The organism is Bacillus cereus ATCC 14579 (genome assembly GCF_000007825.1).
GTDB classification, from domain to species: domain Bacteria; phylum Bacillota; class Bacilli; order Bacillales; family Bacillaceae_G; genus Bacillus_A; species Bacillus_A cereus.
Map to the genome: position 1 here is coordinate 2,635,692 of NC_004722.1, position 24,892 is coordinate 2,660,583.

The following is a 24,892-nucleotide window of genomic DNA, read 5'->3' on the forward strand; positions in this document are numbered from 1 at the left end:
TCCAATACATATTATTAAAATTAAGATGGTTCAAGTGAGAGAAAGGCAGGTGAAATATTGCTTGTCTTTTTTTCTGGCATTTAAAAGGATATAGAAGGGGTGCTTAACATACAAAATTTACTTTTTATTTTGGGATACAAGTTTCTCTTATATTAATGGTGATCTGGTTAGAGCTGATCATCATCAAGCTAGTATTTTGAAATATCCACAAAGCGACAATTTTATTATTTAACAGTTAAATGTGAGAATTTAGCTCGATTTTTTCGTTTTGGGTCATTTTCTTTTCTTAGCTTGATTGTGATGTGGAACTATCAATTTTATAAAGAACTGTCCAACTCAAACAGGAAGATTTTGTAACAAAAATAAAGTACATTACTTAATTTTAACCATGTTTCATTCACGGAAGTGTCCAATTCAATACCTTAGAGAAACTCAATGTTTTACTAGGTTTGCTCAGGTGGACATATTGTAAGGTAGTATAAGTTGCGGGTTATTAGTTCAGGTATTATTGGTTTTTCAATGGGGCTTATTCAAAAAAGAGTTGGCTTTAGTGTGAAAAACGGGTCGTTTAACAAGGGGGATATTTCTTATTTAGCAATTACTGGGCTAGTTGGTATTGTCATCGCTATTATATTTGCTGGGGCATTCGATATTATTGTGATGGGAGAACCATTTGACAAAATTGTTATCCAAGTATTAGGAGCAACAATTTCCGATGTCATCGTTTTCTTAGTACTTGGATTGCCACTTACAATTGGTTTGGCGAAATCCAATAAGAAACATACACATTTAAAAATTGAAAAGTAGGGATGTTAACATGCAACCAATTATTTCGTTTGAACAATTCACCTTTCAATATGGGCATGCTGCGCAGCCTACTTTAAGTGATATTACCTTTCATATATACCCTGGGGAAAAAGTGCTAATTGCTGGACGAAGTGGTTCAGGAAAGTCGACATTAGCTCATTGTATAAATGGGCTAATCCCATTTTCTTACGAAGGGAATAGCACAGGCAACGTTTTAATTGCCGGTAAAGACCCAAGGGAAGGAAGTATTTTTGAACAAAGTAAACAGGTAGGAACAATTTTGCAAGATCAAGATGCTCAATTTATTGGTCTGACAGTAGAAGAAGATGTAGCTTTTTATTTAGAAAATGAATGTGTAAAGCAAGATAACATGAAAAAGATTGTTTCGGATTCATTAAGAAAGGTGAAGATGCATACGTTTCATAAACAAAGTCCACATGAATTATCAGGAGGTCAAAAGCAAACAGTTTCTCTTGCTGGTTTATTAACAACAAATGCGGATATATTATTGTTCGATGAACCATTAGCGAACTTAGATCCACTAAGCGCCATACATACGATAGAACTTATGAAAGATATACATGAGCAGTATAATAAAACGATTGTTATTATCGAACATAGGATAGAAGAAATTTTCAAACTGGATTTAGACAAAGTTATATTAATTGATGAAGGTAAAGTCATTGCGATGGGAACACCAAAAGAAATCTTAGCGTCAAATATATTACCACGTATTGGCTTAAGAGAGCCTATTTACATCGAAGCATTAAAGAGATTACATTTTGATAGTAATAATGACGTAATATATCCAATGGAAAACCTTCAAAAAGAAAAGGTAAGCAACGTTATAAAAGAGTGGATGGAGAAACAAGTCATATTAAAAAGGAATGCTAAAAACAAGGAATTACTTAAAGTGGAGAATTTATCATTTTCATACCCTAATAAACAAAAAGTATTAGAAAATGTAAACCTTTTAATATATGAAGGAGAAATTGTGGCACTGTTAGGACATAATGGAGCAGGGAAATCAACATTAGCTCATAGTCTTATAGGTATAAACAAAATGAAAAATGGGAAAATTGCGTTAAAAGGTGAAGATATTAGTTCTTGGTCTATTCGTAAACGTGGGGAAATCATATCTTACGTGATGCAAAATCCAAATCATATGATTACACAGCCTACTGTTTTTGAAGAAGTTTCATTTACATTAACATTACATAATTTTTCTAAGGAAGAAATTAAGAATAAAGTAGAAGGGATTTTAAAAATTTGTGGCTTATATCCATTTCGTAATTGGCCAATTCAAGCACTAAGCTATGGGCAAAAAAAGAGACTAACAATCGCATCTGTATTAACAACAAATCCTAAGCTTATCATATTAGATGAACCGACAGCGGGACAAGATTATTATCATTATAAACAATTTATGTCGTTTATTAAAAACCTAGCTAAAAAGGGAATTTCATTTGTTGTTATCACTCACGATATGAATCTCGCGCTAGAATATACAGACCGTGCAGTAGTTCTACATGAAGGGAAAATTATTGCGGATAATACAGTGTTTGATGTATTAGGCAATCAAGAAACGTTACAAAGAGCCAACTTAAGAGAGAGTTCTTTAACCAAGCTTATTAAATTTAGTGGGATTGCATGTCCAGAAAAATTCATGGAGCTTTATTTAGACAGTACTAGGAGGGAGGAAGGTGCATAGTACATATTTTCATCGTATGGATGGGGTAGTGAAATTGTTTTTATTTATTTTTTGTATGACGCTTACTTTTTTGTTTTTTGATTTTCGGGTGTTGCTAATATTATTTATTATTGGGTGTATCGGACTCAGCATTGCTAAAATTCCATTTCGTAAAATTTTAATTGTTTTTAGTGTCATATTTACATTTAGTTTATTAAACTCTGTCATGATTTTATTTATTACACCAACTCATGGATCTGAATTAACTGAATCATATACCGCGTTTTTACATGTTGGATATGCAACGATTACATATGAAACATTATTTTATGCAGCTACACTTTCATTAAAGTATTTTACGTTATTACCATTTACACTTCTTTTTATTTACACGACAGATCCAAGCGAATTTGTAAGTAGCTTAAGTAAACTTGGTATTCATTATAAGATTACATATGCAATAAATATTGCACTACGTTATATTCCTGACATCCAGTCTGAGTATAAAATTATTAAACACGCGCAAGAAGCGAGAGGAGTGGCTTTTGAAAAAGGAGAAGCAAGTTTATGGGTTCGTATGAAGAACCGTGTTTTAATTTTCTGGCCACTAATCATTCATTCTCTAGAAAGAATAGATACGGTTTCAAATGCAATGGATTTAAGAGGATTTGGAAAGAAGGATAAACGTACATGGTTTTATACAAGTAAGGCGAAACGTGAAGATTTCATCGCTTTATTTGCCGGTATTTTCATATTTATTGTTGCGGTATATTTAAAATTAAACGTATTTCAAAACTTTTGGTATCCATTTTAAAGCACTCTTTAAACGAGTGCTTTTACTTATTTTTATGTAGACATGCTCAAAAAAGGGATATATACATAATGTATAATACGAACCAGTTAAAATGATCAACTACCTATTAGTTTTCAAACCAAAAGGAGGAGAAAATATGAGTTACGGTGGTTCTTGTGGTTTTGGTGGAGGTTTCGCTTTACTAGTTGTGTTATTCATTCTATTAATAATTGTAGGATGCAGCTGCTGGGGCGGAGGATACTAATTTTTAATTAGTCTTCACAAATGTAAACTAAAAAAACATTGAAGATACTTATGTATCGAAACAAATAAAAAAGGAGCAACTATGCTCCTTTTTTATTTGTTTAAATGCGTATTCTCACTATATTTCGGGAACGTAATCGTTAAAGTCGTTCCTTTACTAACGATACTTCGGATTTTTAAACTTCCATGCATCGTCTCAATAATCTTAACAGCAACCATTGTACCTAAACCAGTTCCTTTTGTTTTTGTACTAAAATACGGTTCACCGAATCGATGTATTTGCTCCTGTGACATTCCAACTCCGCTATCTTCAATTCGTATTTCAACTTTACTATTATTGATAGATGAGGAAATATTTAAGGTACCACCACTAGGCATTGCTTCAATACTGTTTTTTATTAAGTTTAAAAAACATTGTTGAAAGTGCTGTTTATTACCAACAATGGTTGCCTCAGAAAAATCCTGTGTAATATGTATCGTATTCATATTACACAATGGCAATATCATATTAATAACTCGATTTAACTCTTGTTTTACTGAAATTTGATCTAATTTTTCTGGAGCAGGTTTGGCAAACGTTAAGTAATCATCGATAATTTCTTGGGCACGATTTAACTCTTCAAGTATATGTTTAATATATTCGTCTCTTGATTCAGGAGTTAAATTTTGTGTTTTTAAAAGCTGTGTAAATCCTTTTACAACCGTTAAGGGATTCCTTACTTCGTGCGATATACTTGCAGCGAGTTGGCTAACAATCTCCATTTTTTCCATTTTAATTAATTTAGAGCGCATTAATACAGCATCCTTTATAACTTCATTTATATAAACAATAAATAACATTAAAGTAGTCGGTAATACCATTGAAATAAATAATATACAAATTATTCACTTCAAAATCTGATAAAGTTAATACAATTAAAGTTGTAAATATTGCTAGGAAAAAGGTTAAAAACATGGGAAAAAGCTACTTTAAGTTTTCTATTATATGTATTAAATTTTGAAGATGCGAGTGCTGTAACGATGAACATTATTCCGTAAACAACGACTGTTAGCATATTAAATCCATAAAATATAAATCTTGTAATTAATAAAATTGTAAACAATATGATACCGACAGGGAATCCACCATAAAGCGTAGCTATTATGACCGGAATTTGTCTTAAATCATGAATACAACTTTCATCCATATAGATAGGGTATCGCATACATAAAATAAGCGGAATACTAGAACAAAGGGTAATCAGTAGTATTTTATATTTCTTTAAATAGTGCCGGCTATCATATATGAAATAAAAAACAAATATACTACATAAAATGTATAGAAGATTATTTAACACGTTTTGATTAATATAAACAAAGTCCATAATATTTGCCTCGTTATTCTGAATTTCCTTTTCATATGTATTATACATGATAATAGTATAAACTCTATATTTCTTTTAATAATTTAGGGTTATATCCTTTCCGCATTAGCCGCTTTTAACCACGCTTCATAGAATTCTATAACTGATGCATACCGTTCTGCTCGATTGGCATTTACAGCACGATACGCTACCTCATATAATTCCTTACTTGCTTCCCATTTTATAAAAGAACGATCTTTTTCACCGCCTAAAAGTGAGAAAGCCATTGCTCCCATATTAAATACATTTGTTCTTTCATCAATTGTTGCGTTTAGTTCAAATTCCTCTGGTGACATAAAACGGGAGGAACCCCATAGCCGGCCCATTCTATTTATGTAAGGTTTCTTACTGTATAAATCTATATCACAAATTTTTGTCTCGTTTGTATTAAAATTATATAAAATACTACCGTCATAAAAATCTATTGCTACATAGTTTTTCTTTTCTACATAACTATGGAAAGAAAAAATGGAATGTAAGGAATGAATTCGTTCTATAGCAGATAAATGTCTAAATTTATAAAATGGTGAGTTTGGATTTTTATATTTTTCAGGAGATGGGAAACGCCAATGCGAATGAAGACACTCACCATCAAACCAATCGAAAATTAATACATATCCAGATTGAACTGGAAAATGATCAATTAATCTTATGAGCGATTTATGCTTTAAATCTTCATAGATAGTAACTGAATTTTTTAGCCTTTCAATAGCATCACCCGTTGTTCCTTCATATGCAATTGTTTGTGCTCCTGCGTATTTGATAAATTTCTTATGCCCATCTTTTTCTACACCAAAACTTATATTACCTGAATCTTGTTGGTCAAAAACTGCAAATACGGTCCCTAATTTAATAAGCCAATCAAAATTATGATATTCTTTTAATTGGAATGTTACGTTATTTAACTGAATTTCCACGGAATTATCTTTCATAGATTACCTCACATTTAATATAATTAAGTTGTACATTCCACTATTCGACATATTTTATGGAAATCCTATGCTAATAATATAAAATTTTATAAATATAATGATAAATATTTATAGAGAGGTGAATACAATGGATCAACAAATTGTTATTAAACCGTATCAAAAAGAATGGGTTGAAGAGTATATAAAAGAAAAAGAGAAATTTTGTTCCTTGTTAGGACAAGAAATAATTGCTGTTGAACATATAGGAAGCACAGCAGTAGAAGGATTAGGAGCTAAACCTCTTATTGATATGATGATTGGCGTAACAGAATTGCAAATAGCTGAAAAGTGGATTGAAGTTCTATCGGAAATTGGATATGAGTATGTTCCAAAAGATGCAACGAATTGGCGTTTTTTTAGAAAGGGAAAATGGAGAGCGGGTACTCATCATTTGCATATTTATATTTATAATAGTGATGAGTGGAGAAACAATATTTTATTTCGTGACTTTCTAATAAGCCATGAATGGGCACGTAAAGAATATAGAGAATTAAAAGAGAGGCTTGCTATTACATATGCTTTTGATCGTGTTTCATATACAAAGGCAAAAGCGCCGTTTATTCGAAAAATATTAGAATTGGCTAGAATTCAATAAATTTATAGATTCTTATCTAACTAGTTTTGAAACCTCTTCCTATACTTTTTATAGGGAGAGGATTTTTTTCATAACAAAATATATAATTTCTAATTATTGGAGGCAAACTATTTTATTTATTTTGATATTTCTAGTACATTGGAAATATTAAGGGGGAATTAAGCAATGAAAGCTATTGTACATCAATATGAAAAAGGATTAGAGGGGTTAGAATATAAATTTTCACCTGAGATAAGTCCTAATGCAGGTGAAGTAAAAATAAAGTTAAAAGCTGCAGGGTTAAATCATAGGGATTTATTTATTATAAACAATAGAAAAGAAATGGATCTACCATTAGTAATAGGTTCAGATGGCTCAGGAATTGTTACAGAAATAGGAGAAGGAGTTTCAAATATTACACTACATACAGAAGTTATTATTAATCCTAGTATTGGATGGGAACATGCTACTGAAGTACCGGAGTTACCGGAAGTACTAGGTGGGCCGAAAGATGGAACGTTTGCTGAATATGTAATTGTACCAGCTGAAAATGTAGTAGAAAAGCCGTCATATCTTACTTGGGAAGAATCAGGTGTTTTATCTTTATCTGCATTAACTGCATATAGAGCACTTTTTACAAAGGGTAGATTGAAGTGCGGTGAACACGTTTTAATTCCGGGAATAGGAGGTGGTGTAGCTACATTTGCCATGTTATTCGCGAAAGCAATCGGCGCAAAAGTGAGTGTTACTTCAAGGGTAGAGAATAAAAGGGAACTTGCTGAAAAATATGGTGCAGATATTTCTTTTAATAGTACCGGAAATTGGGAAGAGAGCTTACAAGGTGAAAAAGTAGATTTAATAATAGATAGTATAGGCCCGGCAACTTTCTTGAAATATTTTGATGTATTAAAACCAAATGGAAGAATCGTGAATTTTGGTGCAAGCTCAGGAGATAAAATTGAATTACCATTACGCGCATTATTTTACAATCAAATTGATATTATGGGAACATCCATGGGTAGCCGTGAGGAATTTAATGAGATGATAAAGTTTATTGAAAAATATCAAATTAAACCAATTATTGATAAGGTGTACTCGTTAGAAGAAGCAATTCGAGCACTAAGCCGTATGGAACATGGAGAACAATTCGGAAATATTGTACTTCAAATGAATTAAAAAATATGATTTTGCAATTAGTATATTTAAATGAATATGTTATGTATTTCAAACATGAAAAAAATACGAACCGCCTTATTATAAAGGCTTACCGGCTTTATACATAAATAGCGTATAAAATTTGTTTAATAATTGTCATATGAGTAATAGTAAAATGAGAATTAGATGAAAAAAGTTTAAGCCTATTTTCATAATGGTATTGTATACTGTGTAAATCAAGAACACTTGTATGTAAGGAGAGAGTTTAATGAATTACACAGTATTTCAGTGGTTTAATAATTTTGCTGATTCATCCAAACTATTAGATACGTTAATGATTGCTATTACAAATAGCGCTGCATACGTAGCCGTTCTATTTATGTTTATCTTATGGTTTAATAATGGAAAGAAAGAAAAGGCAATTAGAAAACAATATACAGTTTTATATACGACGCTTTCGGTTATTATTGCATTATTAGTAAATGTTCTTATACACGCGGTATATTACCATCCGCGTCCGTTCGTATCACATGATGTACATCAATTAGTACCACATGCAGCAGATTCATCATTCGTTAGTGATCATTCTGTACTTGTATTTTCAATCGCCTTCGTATTTATTCTTAGAGGAGAAAAACTAAAATATATCGTGCTATTATGGGCAGTACTAGTCGGTATATCACGTATGTACGTAGGTGTTCATTATCCTTTAGATATACTTGGTGCAGCATTCTTAACACTTATTACGAGTGCTTTAGTAATGCAAAGTACTCGTATGTTTGAACCAATAGCGAAACTTGTATTCAAAATGTATGCATTAGTAGCGAGACGAATTCCTTTCTTAGCGAAATATAACCATATCGCATAATTTTCCTATAAAAAATTCCCCTTTGGACATCCAGAGGGGAATTTTTTTATAGGAAATACGAAAAGAGTTTAGAGTGCTCTGTAATCAAGTTGTACTAATTAATATTCTGAAATTTCACGCACCGTATTTTAAATATATAAAATAATAACACAAAATAACAACAGTTAGTTTTGCATTGTTTTAAAGGAATTAAAAAGAAAACTTCGAAACATATAGTATCGTAAACAAAAACTACAAATTTTAAAACGGATCTTCGTACGAATCCATTCCAAAAGAGAGGAGATAAGTATGCAAAAACTCCAAACGAATAAAGGCGCTCGATATATGATGATTGCTTTTATTGTTTTGTTTCTTATTATGATTTTGCGTATATTCTATATTCAGGCAGTAGGAGTCGTGCATAATGTGAATGTAAAGGATCTCGCGAATGAACAACATAATAAAAAAGGTGTTTTAGAAGCGAATCGTGGCACTATCTATGATCAAACCGGAAAGGTGTTAGTACAAGATTCTACAACGTATCGAGTTGTTGTGAATTTAAAAGGAAAAGATAAAGTGAAAAATAAAGATGAAACCGCACAACAATTAGCCGATGCGCTTGAAATTGATAAAGAAGAAGTATTAAAAAACTTTCATGAAGGGCGTACGCAAGTTGAAATTGGGAAAATTGGTCGGAACTTATCTAGGGAAAAGAAGGAAAAAATTAATGATTTAAAAATACCAGGTGTATCTTTTATGTCGGAAAAAGCAAGAGTGTATCCGAATGAAGACTTTGCATCCTATATACTTGGTTTTGCTAGACCAGATGATAAAGGGAATACGGAAGGAAAGTTTGGGCTTGAAAAGAGTTTGGATAAATATTTGCGCTCTACAAACGGGAATATAGAATATGTGGGTACACGAAGAGGGATTCCGCTTACAAATGATATAGGTAAAGTAGAACCTGCTAAAAATGGAAATAACGTATATTTAACACTTGATAAACAAATTAATAGCTTTTTAGAAGAAGCGATGAACAAAGCACAAGAGCATTATGATCCGTCTATGTTAATTGGAATTATTGCTGATCCAAAAACAGGAAAGGTTTTAGCGATGTCTAGTAAACCTAGTTACAATCCTAATGTAGGTGATATCGAATATTTTTTAAATGATCCGATTGCAAATGCATATGAACCAGGTTCAACAATGAAAGTTTTTACGTTAGCAGCTGCCATTAATGAAGGTGTATATAACGGCAAAGAATATTTTCAATCTGGAAAATATTCCGTTGGTTCATCTGATATAAAAGATCATAATGGTGGATTTGGATGGGGATCAATTACATTTGATGAAGGTTTTGAAAGGTCATCAAACGTAGCTTTTTCTATTTTAGAAGATCAGTTACTGAAACCAAATAAATTTAAGCAATATATGAATAAATTTGGATTCAATCAAAAAACAGGAATAGATTTACCTGGAGAAAGTAAAAATACTTTATTATTAAATACGCAAATTCAACAGGTTACAACTTCTTTTGGTCAAGGTTCTACAGTAACTCCAATTCAATTAATCCAAGCGGCTACTGCTATAGCAAATGACGGGAAAATGATGCAACCATATATCGTTGATAAAGTTGTAAATCCAACAAACAAGGAAGTTATTATGGAAAATCAACCGAAAGAAATTGGGAATCCGATAAAAAAAGAAACAGCGGACAAAGTTAGAAGCTTAATGGAGCGTGTTATAACATCTTCAAAAGGAACTGGTACAATGTATAAAGTGGATGGTTATCCAATTGGAGGTAAGACAGGAACAGCACAAATACCGAATCCTGAAAACGGCCGATATATGGAAGGGAAAGAGAATTACATTTTCTCCTTTTTAGGAATGGCTCCAATTGATGATCCGGAGTTAATCGTATACTTAGCTATTAAGCAGCCAAAGTTAAAAGGAGATGAGTATGGAGCTCAGCCTCTTGCTGAAATATTTAAACCTGTTATAAAAAACAGCCTTGAATATTTAAAGGTGAAACCGTATACAGAAAAACAAATAGCTGATGCAATGAAACAATCTCAATTAAAAGTACAAAATTATGTAAATCAATCGATGGATACAATAGAGAAAAGTGTAGAAAAAGAGAAGCTACAGCCGGTAATTTTAGGAGAAGGAAAAATAATAAAACAATATCCACAGTCTGGCGAGGTAATGAGTGAAGGTGATCGTATATTTTTATTAGGGAATAACGCACAAATGCCAAATGTAAAAGGTTGGTCCATGCGTGATATTATGTATTTCTCCAAACTTTTGAAATTAGATTTGAAAACTTCTGGTACGGGTTATGTAACGAGTCAAAGTATTGAAAAAGGACAAGATTTACAAGAAGGAGATACACTAGAACTAGAATTAGAACCGCCGTTACAACCGTTAACAGAGGCGAATACGAATTAATCCAGGCATTTGGAAAGAGCTATATGCAAATAGCTCTTTCTTTAGAGTTGCGAGTAATTTCACGCACCGTAATTTTTAGAAAAAATAATAAATGATAAGTTGTTAAATATCTGATTATTTTTTATTTACAGTTAAATACATATGTGATAATATGGAAAAAATAAATGCAGTGAAGAGAAGAGTAAATAAAATGAATTTTTCACAGAGAGCTCCATGTAGCTGAAAAGGAGTAAAAATTCTTTATTGAACCAAGCCTCTGAGCAGCACATCAGAACCTATTATTAGGGGATGGTGTGACGGGAGCTCCCGTTATAGAGCTATGGTATAAGCATGAATTAGAATGCAGTACCTAATAAGGTTAGTATGGTGACATATTAACAAACTAGGGTGGCACCGCGATGATAAATCTCGTCCCTAAGATTAAAAGTCTTGGGGGTGGGATTTTTTTATTGTTGTAAAACAATTTTGAAAGCGGGGGCCAAAAATGAAAAATTTACTTAAAGATTGGAAATATCCTTTATTACTATTGTCCGGAGTTGGTATTGCGAATTTAGGGGCATGGATTTACTTAATAGCACTGAATGTACTTGTCTATAATATGGGTGGCTCAGCCTTAGCTGTTGCTACTTTATATGTAATAAAACCATTAGCCACTTTATTTACAAACGCTTGGTCTGGGAGTATGATTGATCGTTTAAATAAACGGAAATTAATGATTCACCTCGATATATATCGTGCGTTATTTATCGCTATTTTACCTTTACTTCCGTCACTTTGGATTGTTTATGTATTCGTATTCTTTATAAGTATGGCCAGTGCAATTTATGAGCCAACTGCTATGACATATATGACGAAATTAATTCCAGTAGAGCAAAGACAACGTTTCAACTCATTACGCAGTTTAATAGGATCTGGTGCATTTTTAATTGGTCCAGCGATAGCGGGGGTTTTATTAATTGCAGGTACACCAGAGTTTGCTATATATATGAATGCTATAGCATTTCTCTTATCAGGATTCATTACATTACTTTTACCGAATCTTGATAAGAAAGAAGATTTGGATACAACTAGTAATACATTATCACTTACAGTATTAAAAAAAGATTGGAACACTGTTATAAATTTTAGTAGAAAACATGTGTATGTCGTATGTGTGTATTTCTTATTTCAAAGTATGTTCGTATTAGCAACTGCTACTGATTCACTTGAACTATCGTTTGCGAAAGATGTATTACTACTAACAGATAGTGAATATGGTTTTCCTAGTTAGTATAGCTGGTGCAGGATTTATTTTAGGTGCCATAACAAATACAATTTTATCAAAAAAATTAGCACCTTCATTTCTAATTGGAATAGGATCATTATTCATCGCAATTGGTTATTTAATTTATGCTTTTTCAAATGTATTTTTAATAGCTGCTATTGGATTCTTTATTTTATCTTTCTCTATGGCATATGCAAATACAGGATTTTATACATTTTACCAAAATAATGTTCCCGTTCATATAATGGGACGGATCGGGAGTATATATGGACTTGTTATTGCGTTAGTAACAATCTTTATTACAATACTATCTGGTGTTGCGACTCAGTTCATTTCTATACAACTTGTAGTTATTGTAGGGTCATTAATAATGTTATTTATTACTATCGTCTTGTGTGTGTTTACTTTATTCCCATCACAATCTAAGTTGTATTCTACTGAGTCAATAAAGTGAAAATTTAATCAGTGGGGGTCTTACTGCTCATAAATAGCGGGATAAATTTGAAATGGACTTTGTGTTTTCATTAATAATTTATCGTATTTAATAAGAGGGTTCCTTCCTCTTTATATGGAAAAATTAATAAGAGGAAAGAACAATACCGAAAGATAAGGGTGGTTGTCGTGATAAAAACAAAAGATGAAATTGATAAAATTGTAAAAGAAATACAAAAGAAAATAGATTTCTCTGGAGTAGTTTTAGTAAAAAAAGAAAAAGATTTAGTCTATGAAACAGCATTGGGTTACGCAAACAAAAGTGAATGTATAAACAATACGATACAAACAAGATTTGGCATTGCCTCAGGATGTAAAATCTTCACTGCAATTGGCATCTGTCAACTTGTTGAAAAAGGTGTTATTTCTTTTCATACAAAATTAAAGGATTGTCTAGAGATAAAACTTCCAAACTTCGATGAAGATATTACAATACATCAACTACTAACGCATAGCTCTGGTATACCAGATTATTTTGATGAAAGTATTATAGATAACTTCGAGGATCTTTGGAAACAAACACCTATGTATCTATTAAAGAGCTTAAAAGACTTTTTACCATTATTTCAAAACAATAATATGATGTTTGCACCTGGGAGTAAGTTTCACTACAACAACGCAGGTTTTATCATACTTGGATTAATAATAGAAGAACAGACGGGACTTAAATTTACGGAGTATATAGAAACAAACATTTTTAATTCGATTGGCATGAATGATTCTGGCTATTTTTCATTAGATAAATTACCAAGACATACAGCTCTAGGATATATAAAGGACGAAACCAACCAAAATTGGAGAACAAACGCTTACTCTATACCAATAAAAGGAGGGGCTGATGGAGGTGCATATGTTACTGCACCAGACATGTTGAAATTTTGGGCGGCACTATTTAATAATGAAATTTTAGGAAAGGAATATACAAAGTTACTTTTAACTCCCCACATTTATGTAAATGATAAACAGTCTTACGGATATGGAATATGGATTGAAACACGAGAAAACAAGGTATTCAAATATCATGTAATGGGATATGATCCAGGCGTCAGTTTTCGCTCGGCCATATATCCAGAATTAGGAATCACTTTAGTTATTCCATCGAATAAAGAGGCAGGACCTGAAAAATTAATGACAGAAATAGAAAGAGCTTTTTAATTATATGGATATAAAAGAAGAGATACGAAAATAATTTAAACGGGTTTATGATTGTTTCTGTTCTGAAAAATATTTTAGTTAACGAGGAACCCTTTATTTATTAAATAAGGGGTTTTTGTAATTCTGCACAATTACATATGTTTATATGGATTTTTAAATTAAAAAATATTACTATATAATTGTAAATTTAAATTATTAATTCATATGAAAGGATGTGTTAACAATTTGTATATGATCAACGGTAGTTTGTTTATTATTTTAGGGGTTATTTGTTATTTAATTGTACGTGGAATATTAATTGGTACCAAAAATAAAAAACATGTGATTTGGTGGAAAGAAATAGTAAGTTTTTTATTCGTGGTTTACATTTGTATGGTTGTTGCAGTAACTTTATTCCCTTTACCAATCGGTTTTCCTTCTAATGTTGAAAATCTGAATCGCTCGGTCAATATAATACCATTTGCATCAATTATTAAAGACATCAATCAAATTGGTAGTGCTTATGATGGAGATGCCCTATTTATGATTGGGCTAATTGTAAGAAATGTAGGCGGGAATATTTTATTATTAATGCCTTTAGGATTTTTAGCACCTATCCTATGGGATAAATATAAGAAATTCAAAAATACAATTTTATTAGGATTTTCTATATCAGCTAGTATTGAATTGCTACAATTAATTGAGTCTTTATTTAGTGGAGTGGGACGTATTACTGATATTGATGATGTGATTTGTAATGTTCTAGGTTCTATTTTTGGATATTGTATTTATAATATCTTTTTAAAAGCCATTAATAAATTTAACATTCGAGTATTGGGTAAAACTAATTCTAAAGGTGTGGAATTAGTTGATAAATAGGAGTTTAAACGAGTTATTAAAGGCGTACGAGTAAAAAGTACGTCTTTTTTATTTTTATAAATAATGCTTAAGGCTGATGAGAAATCACATTTTTCATCTTACACTTGAAAGTAGCTATCGTATTTCAAGTATGGAGTGAAAAGAGGAGAATATAATTTTTAAAGATAAGCAAGTTTATAGGAGGATTCTAAATGGATATTTTACTTGTTGTTCTTATTATTGTTTTGATGCAAAGTAAAGAACGAAAAGTGAAAATAAACCGTATTTGGCTCATTCCGGCTTTGTTGTGCTTTGTAACAATCCAGTCCATTATTCATATGGGACAAATAACATCCCTTGTTTAACATTGCTAAGAACGGTAATACTAATTAACATTGAACTTTTACAACAAGGGATGATAATATGATATACATTTACACAGATTTTGGTGGAACACATACTACCTCACTAGCTGCAGCGTATCATTTAAATAAACTACCAACGGATCGTAAGTTAACGAAAGAAGAAATTTTGAATGTAGATTACTTTAATAAATTGAAAACAGAAGATATGGGAAAAATTATTTTTCATGGAATCGATGAACATGGTCATCCTGTATATACGATTGGATGCGGCGCATCAAAAGTTGTTGTACCTGCGATGAAGCATTTAGGAGAAATCTTGCAAAAACATTATCAAAGCCATGAAAAGATTATATTTTCTAATACATCACCAACAGTGCCTTTACCGATGACTTTCGGTGGGCTGTTTTCTAGAAGGTTCCATATTGATTTTATTGGCGTACCGTTACTCGTATGGGGAGCAAAAATTTGCTGTGATAATATACAAAGGCTTGTTAGTTATACAAAAGAAGCTGGACGATTAACGAATGATTATGTAGTAATTTTAGATAATGAAACTTTTAAATAGTATATGATAAGAAGAAAATCGAGCAAATTCCTTGATTTTCTTTTTTATTTGTGAAATAGACAAGAAATAGTCACAATTAATATGCATCTACTATAGCCAAAACAATAAAGTCCTGTTACTATTACAGGGATATTCTCTTTTCGTAACATAAATATATAGAAAAGTCAGAAAAGAGGAATTGAATTAAGGGAGGAACAACATGAAGCGTGTTGCTTGGATTACTGATAGTACAACTGCGAGTTTTAAAACAGAAGGAGATAACTTTGTTATCCCAATTGAAGTTATTATTGATGGTGTGTCGTACAAAGATTGTGAAGAAGGTGTGCGTGAGCGCGTTTATAATGCTTTGAATGAAGGTAAAACTGTCACTACATCACAGCCTAACATAGGGGAAATGGTAGATTTATTTTCGAAATGCAAAGAAGAATATGAAGAGGGATTTGCAGTTGCTATTAGCGGAAAAGTAAGTGGAACCTATCAAAATATGAAGCTAGCTGCAGAAATGGCAGGTTTTCCATTAACGGTATTAGACAGTGAAACAACAAGTTATCCAATGGATGAACTAATTAGAAAAGCGAAATCGTTATACAATGATGGTATGACTTTACAAGATATACACAAAACATTAGTAGATGAAAAAAGAAGACCTTTCCACGTATTCCCGAAAAGTTTAAAAGGCCTTTATGCAAGTGGTCGTGTAAAGGGCATTCAATTTTTACTTGGAAGTTTATTAAGTGTTAACTTAATATTAGAAGTAAAAGGTGGAGAGCTTTTACTTGAAAAGAAAGTTCGTAAAATCCAAAAATGTCGAGAATATATTAAAAATGAACTTGAAAAAGAATTACCAAAAGTACTTCACATGTTCCATGCTAATGATAAAGATGGAGCTGAAGAATGGATTGCAGATATTAGACAAGCATTCCCTGAAATGGATTTCAAATTATATCCATTACCAATTTCATTTGCGGTTCATGCAGGTGAAGGTACAATAGCAATTAGTTATTAAGAAGAAAACCCGTGAATGATACGCGGGTTTTTTATTTATAAATGGTGCATACCACGCCACCATCAAGTTGAAGTTTTATAGCGCTCTAGAACGAAATTTGTGTTAACTCGAAACAAAAATCTTATTTTATCATTTTTGGGGAGCAACCACAATTTCTTGACTTGATTTGAGATTAAAAATATAAACCTTTTCCTACTGGCTGAACAGTTTCTAGTACAATATCAACCATTTCTTCATTAAGTAGGGTCCTTATAATCCAAGCTGATAGTTCTTGAGCAGCAAAACAACCTGCAGCAGTCGAGATATTTCCTTCGTTTACGAAACTTTTCTCAATAACGTCTACACCAAATTCTTTAAGTTGTTCTACTGCTGAGGGATATGTAGTAGCTTTTTTTACCAGTTAGTAATTTTTTACCCCCTAATAGTAGTGAACCAGAACACATAGATCCTATTAATTGTCTTTGAGGATCTACATGAATGCTATTAATATATTGTTGATTTTTATATAAATCCTTTACACCTTTACCACTTGCAAATATTACAGCGTCGGCAAAAGGGATATCAGATATGCTTCCTGTCATGGGAATACGCAAGCCAGACATAGATATATGAGTTTCTTCCGTTCCTAAAAGCTGTACATCCCAATCAGAAAGACCACCGACTAAACGTACACGATTTAATAAATCCCATGGTAGAAAAACATCTATATCAGTAAAGTTATCGAAGCAGACTATTGCAATTTTCATTTTCTAACCCTCCACTTATGTATATCATTTTATTTATAATATAAACATCTCCTTTTTATGTTCTATATCAAGTTATAAATCCCTGTATATTACACGTATATGAAGGAGGTGTAGTGATTTTTTAATTCCTCTAAACATAAAAAGATATAAAATCATTTTCTTGGTTTCTATCGATTTTTTGTACAAAACCAAGACCCGTAGCAACAACTCGTATGGTATTGGGGATGAGGATTTTTAAAATTCTCAAGGAAATAGGTGTAATTTATCACACATACAAATAGAAATAAAAATGTCATCCTTTCTTATAAATTCACAGATAGAAACACGTTTTTCGCTTTTAGGGGGCATTGTTTCAGTAGTTTACTAATCTATATATAATATGATTTTTATAATTTCCGTAAAATAATTTTGACGTATTTATTTTTTCAATATAAAATAATATTCATACATCCAAATTTAACCAATAGTATATAAAAGATATATCTTTAGTTTCAAGGGGAAAGGTTAATATAAAAGTAAGGAAACTAGTTACGCTTGCAGTACCATTTATGCTATTATACGTGTCAGTTCAATTAACCAGAATTCTTCAAGGCAATTTCAGCAACTGAACGAAATCAGAATGGATATTATTTTTCAAGAAAAAGTTTAAGGAACAATTGATGAGTTATACCGAAAATCGGAAATTTATAATAGAAAATAAGTTTCATATAGAGGTGAAATTATATGCCTAAAATTGACAATATGTTAGCAATTCTTTGGATGCTTCGTTCAGGTGAAAAAATTACTGCGAAACAAATTTCAGAAAAGTTAGAGATGAATATAAGGACTGTGTATCGTTATATTGATACAATTTCAACTAGTGGAGTACCTATAATTTCAGAGCCAGGACATAACGGCGGATACACTTTATTGAACAATTTTATTGAAGCCCCTCTTTTTTTTGATTTTGAGGAGCAAACTTCACTATTTCATGCTGCTGTTTTTGCAGAAGAAGCCGGGTATTATGGAGGTGAAGCGTTAAATAGGGCCATTTCAAAACTAAGTAAATACTCAAATCAAGAGCAGGAAACAAAGATAAATCAACATTTAACTAGTCTTGAAGTAATAAGTCGATTAAGTCCGCTCTCTATAGAAACTTTTTTGAAGGAGTTGGAGCAGGCCGTAGCTGACGGGTACTCAGTAAAAATTCTTTACCATAAAAATGGTGAAAAGAAATTAAATTATAGATTGGTCGATCCATACAGAATTATCTATTGGAATAATAAATGGTATGTGATTGGATTTTGTCATCTTAGGAATGATATCCGTAGTTTTAGAGTAGATCGAATTGAAAGTTTAATGCTAACGGAAAATAAGTTTAACCGGCCAGAAAATTTTTCAGCACGGGACTTTTTTATAAAAAGTCTTCTTCCAACTATAGAAGATAAGAAAGATATTATTTCTTTGGTTATTAATGGGGATAAAAATGTATTAGCTGATATTTGCCAACATTGGTTTTTAGGACATTATTTACAAGAACGGACTTCAAATCAAGCAGTTTTTCTTCTTGAAAAAGATATGATACATACATATGTACCTTATTTACTTTTACCGTACAATAAATCTATTAAAGTTATTGAGCCAATAAGTCTTAAGAAAAGACTTATTGAAGTTCTGTCGGAATTAATAAAATTTCATCAAGTATGATAACTTCCCTGACGTTAACTGTCAGGGAAGTTATATTATAATAGCTATATAAATTGTGATTGGAGTGTTATTGGATGCAAACAAAAAAAGTTTTTCTATATGTATTTAATAACAATGTCGGACTGGGAATATGGATATTTAATTGCTGAACTAAACTCAGGAAGATATTTCAAAAAAGATTTAGCACCTTTAAAAGTAATTACAGTAGGAGCTAATAAAGAAATGATTACTACTATGGGAGGACTGAGCATAAAACCAGATATTTCCCTTGATGAATGTACTCTTGAGAGTAAAGATCTTTTAATTTTATCAGGAGGGACTACTTGGAGCGAAGAAATTCATCAACCTATCTTGGAAAGAATTGGCCAAGCTCTAAAGATTGGCACTATTGTTGCTGCAATTTGTGGTGCAACTGATGCCCTAGCGAATATGGGATACTTGGATACTAGAAAGCATACAAGTAATAACTTAGAATATACTAAAATGGTATGTCCTAACTATAAAGGAGAAAAGTTTTATGAGTTGGGATCTGCGGTATCTGATGCGAATTTAGTTACTGCATCAGGAATAGCTCCTCTGGAATTTGCAAGGGAGGTACTGAAAAAAATAGATGTATTTACACCAGATGCATTACATTCATGGTATAACCTAAATAAGACTCATAAACCTGAATACTTCTTCCAGTTAATGAATTCAATAAAAAAATGAAATAATTAAAAAGCGCAATTTCTCTGCAAATCAAAACAGAGAAATTGCGCTTTTTAATTTGGAATTCCCTTATCATTGTAAATCGGCATTTTCCTGACGCTCCCCCTATGTAACCTTCTATAGTAATCCTACTCCAACAATTCAATAAAGCGATGCTATAATGTCCGTTTATAGGTACATTTCATTAAGTAGAGAGTAATAAATCTATTTAGGTTTAATAATTTTGATACTGACAATTTAACATACATAAAACCAAAAGTTGCATGTTATATTATTAGGCACAACAATATAAATAATACCATTTGTTTATTCCGTAAATACTGTTGATAAAAAAAGAGAAAGGATTTTTAAAGGTAAAAATAGAAATCTATATAAAAAAATATTTAAATGGTAGGGATATTATGAAAATCGGTAAGTTTGGAGAAGTAAATAACTTAAGTATTGATACAATTAGACATTATATAGATCTCAGTCTCATTATTCCTGAAAAAAAGGGGGCACACTATTTTTTTGATGAGTATTGTCAATCAGATTTAGAACTTATAATACATTACAAAGATCTAGGATTTAGCTTGAATGAAATCAAAGAACTATTTTTTTATAAAAATTTAGCAAAATCTATGAATTACGAAAAAGATATCTTTTACCAATCTTTATTTAAACTAAAATATGACAAAATGGAACAGGAAATAGAACTTTTGGAGAAGAAACGGGATAAATTAAAGGGAGTGTTACATGATTTATTATTAACAAATGAAACTTCCAATACAATTATAGGGATAGATTTAAGTGTACTACATTTACTGACATGTTCTAAGTGCAGCAAAAAATTAATTCTTCAAGATGGAATTATTAATAACAATCAAATTATTGAAGGAAAGTTAATTTGTAATTGTGGAGAAGAATACATGATTACTTCAGGAATTATATCTGCTGGTAAATTATTTAAAGCAAATGAGCAAACGTCACTTGAAAATATTATTTCGGATTATATTCATGAAACTGATAATGCATATTTGGAAAATATGCATAGAGAAGGGGAATGGGCGAAAAAGAAACTAATACATTTAGATTTAAATAACAAATTAATACTAGATATAGGATCAGGACTTGGGTTCTTTTTGAGGAGCATTTATGAAGAACTACCCGAAGATTGCCTATACATCGCAGTAGATCGAGATTTAAATAAACTTTTATTTTTAAAAGATGTATTAGCGAGAAGAAATCCAAAAAGAAACATTCTCTTTATCTGTGCTGATTTTTTGAACATCCCTATTCAGAATCGGTCTGTTGATATTGTAATTGATCATTCTGGTACGAGTAATTATAGTTTTGAGCATGAGAATTTTTTACTTCACGAATTAAATCCACTTTTTAAATCTAATTGTTATTTATTAAGCTTATTTATTTTATTTAAAAATTTCAGCTCAAATAGCCAAATTACAATTAACTTTCGAGCAAATTTTACACTTTCAAAAATAAAGAAAGAACTCCAAAATCTACAGTTTCAATCCATTGATGAAAGTACTTCAAATTATTTGAAACGAGGCGGAAAGTACGAGGATTTCTTTGTTCAAGGTGAAGAAATTTATACATATTCATTTTTCGGAAAAAGATGGGGTTAACCCCATCTTTTATTTATTTCCCCTTAAAACTTTTCAAATCGTACATATTGCTATTGGGCTGACCCAAGAACTTACAATGTACGTAATACAAAGTTATGCAGGGGGGAAAATGATGGGAAGTTTACGATTACATATAGAAAATAAAAATAGAAACCAAGAACTAAGAAATATTTGTTTATATTCAATTGCAAAAACAGTATCACTATTTGGTAGCTCTATTTATAGTTTCGCATTAGGATTGTATGTATTACAAATAACCGGATCTGCTTTAAATTTCGCGATTACGCTTATTTTAGGAACGATTCCAATGATTGTTATGAATCCATTTGCCGGTGTCATTGCTGATAAGGTTGATAAAAAGAAACTCGTCGTTTGCATGGATGTATTAAGCGGGTGCTTATTAATAACTGTTTATATATTAAGCAACTATTATGGATTAAACTTATTCATTATTTATACTACTACCTTTCTTATGACCGTATTTACAACGTGTTTTGGAATAGGATTAGAGGCCGTAAAACCGAATATGGTTACTAAAGAACGGTTAATGAGTATTAATTCTATAAGTAAAATTATCGATTCTATATCTTTAATTTTAGGGCCTATGTTAGGGGGCATTGTTTTTGCAGTCTTTGATATGAAAACTTTTATAATTATTAACGGTATTTCATTTATCCTTTCGGCTATATCCATATTGTTTATAAACTTTAAATTGTGCGAGCAAAACATAAATGAGGAATGTTCAATTAGAGAAATTAATTTTATTGAAGATATAAAGGAGGGATACTCTTACTTATTGGAGCGGAAAAGCTTAAAAAATACTTTTAGTATTTTAATTTCCCTTAATTTCTTTTTAGGCTTTGCTGTAACCGTTCCGTTGCCATACATTATTAACACAGTTCTCAATCTTAATTCTAAGCAATTTGGTATGATTCAAGGGACTTTTCCGATAGGTATGATAGTTGGTGCAATATTAGTGAAAAAGATAACTGATTGTTATTCTTATTCTTATCTATTGAAAAAAATAAGTTTTATGTTGGCAATTTTTATGATAGTTTTAGGGATACCTGTTTTATTTAAATCTATTGTAGTAAATAATTTGGTATATGTTACTACGTATTGCATGATTATGTTCTTTTTAGGATTTATGATAGCACAAATTGATATTCCTTTAATGTATTTCATGCAAAATGAGATTCCTGAAGAATATAGAGGAAGAGTTCTTAGTATTGGATTAAGCTTAGGTAAAATAATGCAACCAATAGCACTTGCAATATCAGGACTATTATTAAATTTCATTCCAGCCTACACGCTTCCCATTGCAGGGGGGATTGTATTTTTTACTTTGAATAAAATTTTAGCAAATAAGTTTAATTTAGAAATTCATTCAAAAGATTATAGTGTTTAACGTAACTTAAAAAGCGCAGGATTAGCATCCTGCGCTTTTCTATCGTAATTCAGCGGTTTTTCTAATGACAATCTTATCAATATCATCTTCTTCATCACCAATAAATAATCCGCGTTCTTTTAAATATGCTTCAAAATATAAATCTGCTTCAGCGCGTTCGTCATATGGCTTTACAGAGAGAACGAAACCTAATTTGTTTTGTTCTTCTAAGTGAGAAGTGGAGATGTAAGCCGGTACATTATGGCGTAAAAAGAGTTCTTTAACCGGAATAATCATATCTTTCATTAATTTCGTTAGCATACCCATTTCAAACTCGAAATTAAAGCGATCTATACTAGATAAATCAGCGAATACTACACCGATAAAACCTGTATTAAATACTTCTTGATATTCTACATCTTCGTCATGGCCGCCGTAAAAATTCTTTTCGATTAAATAATTTACAAAATAAGCAACGCCATCACTTTGTTCAAATGGTTTCGTTGAAAGAACAAAACCAATTTTCTTTTGTTTATGTAAATACACACATGACATGTATGCTGAAATGTTATGTTCTTTAAACAAAGCGCTTGTTGCTCCAGAGAGACCATCTAATACGTGATGAACAATTTGAAGTTTTTTACGAGCGAAATAATAGGATTTCTTTTGTAACTCCAATGTATCAATAAAGACAGAGCCGATAAAGCCTGTATTTGAAATAATAGGTGCTTGCTTTTTTCTTCCTCTGCGCTTTAATGGAGCCATTGTTAAAATCATCCCTTCATGTACGTTTAAAATAAAATAGAACGTTTGTTCGTATAATTATATTTTACTATTAAAACGCTATAAAGTAAAGGGTTTTTGATGAAAATATAACAAAAAAGACACCTTATAAAAGGTGCCTTAAACGCTGTAGGGAATAGGGTTTACCCTAACTATTTATATTATGATACAGAAACAATCTCTTCTGTATCTTCTACATCTAAATGACAGTCCATAGTACGAACATCTTGATCTTCATGACTTCCGAAATAAATAGTAATTTTCATATGTATCGCTCCTTTATTCTAGGAATACCTAAAATAATTACTAGTAATGTTAATATTTATTATATACCACTTTTTTCATTCCGACAACGTTATATCATTTTTAATTATTTTAAACTATAGAGCACAATTTAAAGAGGTACTTTTTATAAAAAAAGGTAAATTTCTAATATGTTATATTTAATATAGAGGGATTCGAGTATTACTTTTTATGAAAAGGAGAACTATTGATGAATTATAAACAATTACTAATAGATAACTTTGCATTTAAAACTTCATATGTTGCGCAATTTGTGCCCGGAATGAGTATAAAAGAAACGAAAGATTATATTGCTGTTGATTGCGGATTACCTGCCGATACATTCAATATCATCACTCTACTGAACAATAATTTAACGGAAGGGGTCGAGAAATTATATAAGGAGGTAGAATACTATAATCAAAAGAAATTTCCAATGAGTGTTTGGTTATGGGATGAGGAGCAAGAGCGGGATATAAAAAGCGAGTTAAATAAAATCGGTTTAAAAGAAGCGGAGCAAAATATTGCGATGGTAGCAGACTTAAAAACAATTTCTCCAACAATAAACATGCCAGTAAGTTTTACAATTCAACAAGCATCTTCACCTGGACTAATAAAAAAATTTGGAGAAACGTTAGCTAATCTATTCGGCACATCGGAAGAAGCTATACATGTACAAGCATTCTATAATCAAATTTCTAATCTTGATTTATGGAACAGTGAGAATATGAAACTATTTTTAGGATTTTATGAAGGTGAAATCGTAACTGTTGGTTCATTGATATGTTCAAAAGATAGTATTGGTATTTATGACATCGCAACGAAAGAAGAAATGAGAGGACGAGGATTCGGATCTACTATGTTCAATTTCCTTCTGCAAGAAGCACAAAAATTTAAAAATACGTATTGTGTATTACAAGCTTCAACCGATGGAATCAATATTTATAAAAAATCGGGATTTCAAGCTATCGGCAAAATGACTGTATTGGAAAATCGACATGTAATTGAGTAAATCATTCTAGTTAAATTGTCTTTATAT

Annotated in this window: 18 protein-coding genes, 5 pseudogenes and 1 other annotated feature; of the genes and pseudogenes, 19 read left to right on the forward strand and 4 right to left on the reverse strand. The window is 31.3% G+C overall.

Annotated features, from left to right (window positions below):
• Positions 1-489: 489 nt before the first annotated feature.
• The 4 genes and pseudogenes from BC_RS13280 to BC_RS13295 all read left to right on the forward strand — a co-directional run.
• Positions 490-807: pseudogene (locus BC_RS13280) on the forward strand (ECF transporter S component); the annotation flags it as partial.
• A 10-nt stretch (positions 808-817) separates the two neighbouring features.
• Positions 818-2,518 carry an ABC transporter ATP-binding protein gene (locus tag BC_RS13285; RefSeq protein ID WP_001182509.1) on the forward strand — a complete coding sequence of 567 codons (1,701 nt, stop codon included), beginning with the start codon at positions 818-820 and terminating at the stop codon, positions 2,516-2,518.
• A complete protein-coding gene (locus BC_RS13290) occupies positions 2,511-3,311 on the forward strand; it encodes an energy-coupling factor transporter transmembrane component T family protein (protein WP_000556372.1) in 801 nt (266 codons plus the stop codon). Before BC_RS13285 ends, BC_RS13290 begins: the two co-directional genes overlap by 8 nt.
• Before the next feature lie 136 nt (positions 3,312-3,447).
• Positions 3,448-3,555, forward strand: a complete 108-nt coding sequence (locus BC_RS13295) for a YjcZ family sporulation protein (protein ID WP_000120182.1) — start codon at positions 3,448-3,450, stop codon at positions 3,553-3,555.
• A gap of 92 nt (positions 3,556-3,647) precedes the next feature.
• Here BC_RS13295 and BC_RS13300 read toward each other — a convergent pair.
• Both BC_RS13300 and BC_RS13305 read right to left on the reverse strand, forming a co-directional pair.
• Positions 3,648-4,918: pseudogene (locus BC_RS13300) on the reverse strand (LytS/YhcK type 5TM receptor domain-containing protein).
• An 89-nt stretch (positions 4,919-5,007) separates the two neighbouring features.
• Complete coding sequence (locus tag BC_RS13305) at positions 5,008-5,889, reverse strand: protein kinase domain-containing protein (protein ID WP_000654538.1); 882 nt, start codon at positions 5,887-5,889, stop codon at positions 5,008-5,010.
• Positions 5,890-6,016: 127 nt separating this feature from the next.
• Here BC_RS13305 and BC_RS13310 point away from each other — a divergent pair, with 127 nt between their 5' ends.
• The 10 genes and pseudogenes from BC_RS13310 (at position 6,017) to BC_RS13355 (ending at position 16,636) form a co-directional block, all read left to right on the forward strand.
• On the forward strand, positions 6,017-6,523 hold the full coding sequence (locus BC_RS13310; RefSeq protein ID WP_000372695.1) for a GrpB family protein: 507 nt from the start codon (positions 6,017-6,019) through the stop codon (positions 6,521-6,523).
• A 165-nt stretch (positions 6,524-6,688) separates the two neighbouring features.
• The gene (locus tag BC_RS13315; RefSeq protein ID WP_000644512.1) at positions 6,689-7,678 is read left to right on the forward strand and encodes a zinc-binding dehydrogenase; all 990 of its coding nucleotides are present in this window, start codon (positions 6,689-6,691) and stop codon (positions 7,676-7,678) included.
• A gap of 247 nt (positions 7,679-7,925) precedes the next feature.
• On the forward strand, positions 7,926-8,525 hold the full coding sequence (locus tag BC_RS13320) for an undecaprenyl-diphosphatase (RefSeq protein ID WP_001110125.1): 600 nt from the start codon (positions 7,926-7,928) through the stop codon (positions 8,523-8,525).
• 288 nt (positions 8,526-8,813) lie between these two features.
• Positions 8,814-10,952, forward strand: coding sequence for a penicillin-binding protein (locus BC_RS13325; protein WP_001170947.1), 2,139 nt, complete (start codon positions 8,814-8,816; stop codon positions 10,950-10,952).
• Between the two features lie 160 nt (positions 10,953-11,112).
• Positions 11,113-11,371 (forward strand) — a binding site (T-box leader).
• A 65-nt stretch (positions 11,372-11,436) separates the two neighbouring features.
• Positions 11,437-12,670 (forward strand): annotated as a pseudogene (locus tag BC_RS13330) (MFS transporter).
• Between the two features lie 167 nt (positions 12,671-12,837).
• Positions 12,838-13,863, forward strand: a complete 1,026-nt coding sequence (locus BC_RS13335) for a serine hydrolase domain-containing protein (RefSeq protein ID WP_000598049.1) — start codon at positions 12,838-12,840, stop codon at positions 13,861-13,863.
• Between the two features lie 225 nt (positions 13,864-14,088).
• Positions 14,089-14,721, forward strand: a complete 633-nt coding sequence (locus tag BC_RS13340; RefSeq protein ID WP_000281843.1) for a VanZ family protein — start codon at positions 14,089-14,091, stop codon at positions 14,719-14,721.
• Between the two features lie 191 nt (positions 14,722-14,912).
• Positions 14,913-15,065, forward strand: coding sequence for a hypothetical protein (locus BC_RS13345; protein WP_000353713.1), 153 nt, complete (start codon positions 14,913-14,915; stop codon positions 15,063-15,065).
• 58 nt (positions 15,066-15,123) lie between these two features.
• Positions 15,124-15,630 carry a DUF3189 family protein gene (locus BC_RS13350; RefSeq protein WP_000639421.1) on the forward strand — a complete coding sequence of 169 codons (507 nt, stop codon included), beginning with the start codon at positions 15,124-15,126 and terminating at the stop codon, positions 15,628-15,630.
• Positions 15,631-15,829: 199 nt separating this feature from the next.
• Entirely contained in the window at positions 15,830-16,636 is an 807-nt protein-coding gene (locus tag BC_RS13355; protein WP_000831929.1) for a DegV family protein, read from the forward strand.
• Between the two features lie 172 nt (positions 16,637-16,808).
• Here BC_RS13355 and BC_RS13360 read toward each other — a convergent pair.
• Positions 16,809-17,382 (reverse strand): annotated as a pseudogene (locus tag BC_RS13360) (DJ-1/PfpI family protein).
• Positions 17,383-18,105: 723 nt separating this feature from the next.
• Here BC_RS13360 and BC_RS13365 point away from each other — a divergent pair.
• The 4 genes and pseudogenes from BC_RS13365 (at position 18,106) to BC_RS13380 (ending at position 22,809) form a co-directional block, all read left to right on the forward strand.
• Entirely contained in the window at positions 18,106-19,068 is a 963-nt protein-coding gene (locus tag BC_RS13365; protein ID WP_001124128.1) for a helix-turn-helix transcriptional regulator, read from the forward strand.
• Between the two features lie 74 nt (positions 19,069-19,142).
• Positions 19,143-19,776: pseudogene (locus tag BC_RS13370) on the forward strand (type 1 glutamine amidotransferase family protein).
• Positions 19,777-20,177: 401 nt separating this feature from the next.
• Positions 20,178-21,401 carry a methyltransferase domain-containing protein gene (locus BC_RS13375; protein WP_000690082.1) on the forward strand — a complete coding sequence of 408 codons (1,224 nt, stop codon included), beginning with the start codon at positions 20,178-20,180 and terminating at the stop codon, positions 21,399-21,401.
• A 112-nt stretch (positions 21,402-21,513) separates the two neighbouring features.
• Positions 21,514-22,809: an MFS transporter gene (locus BC_RS13380; RefSeq protein WP_000535184.1), complete on the forward strand. Its 1,296-nt coding sequence runs from the start codon at positions 21,514-21,516 to the stop codon at positions 22,807-22,809.
• A gap of 39 nt (positions 22,810-22,848) precedes the next feature.
• Here the strand turns inward: BC_RS13380 and BC_RS13385 are convergent, their stop codons facing one another.
• Complete coding sequence (locus BC_RS13385; protein WP_000035355.1) at positions 22,849-23,553, reverse strand: hypothetical protein; 705 nt, start codon at positions 23,551-23,553, stop codon at positions 22,849-22,851.
• A 511-nt stretch (positions 23,554-24,064) separates the two neighbouring features.
• Here BC_RS13385 and BC_RS13390 point away from each other — a divergent pair.
• Complete coding sequence (locus BC_RS13390; RefSeq protein WP_001107063.1) at positions 24,065-24,865, forward strand: GNAT family N-acetyltransferase; 801 nt, start codon at positions 24,065-24,067, stop codon at positions 24,863-24,865.
• Positions 24,866-24,892 lie beyond the last annotated feature (27 nt).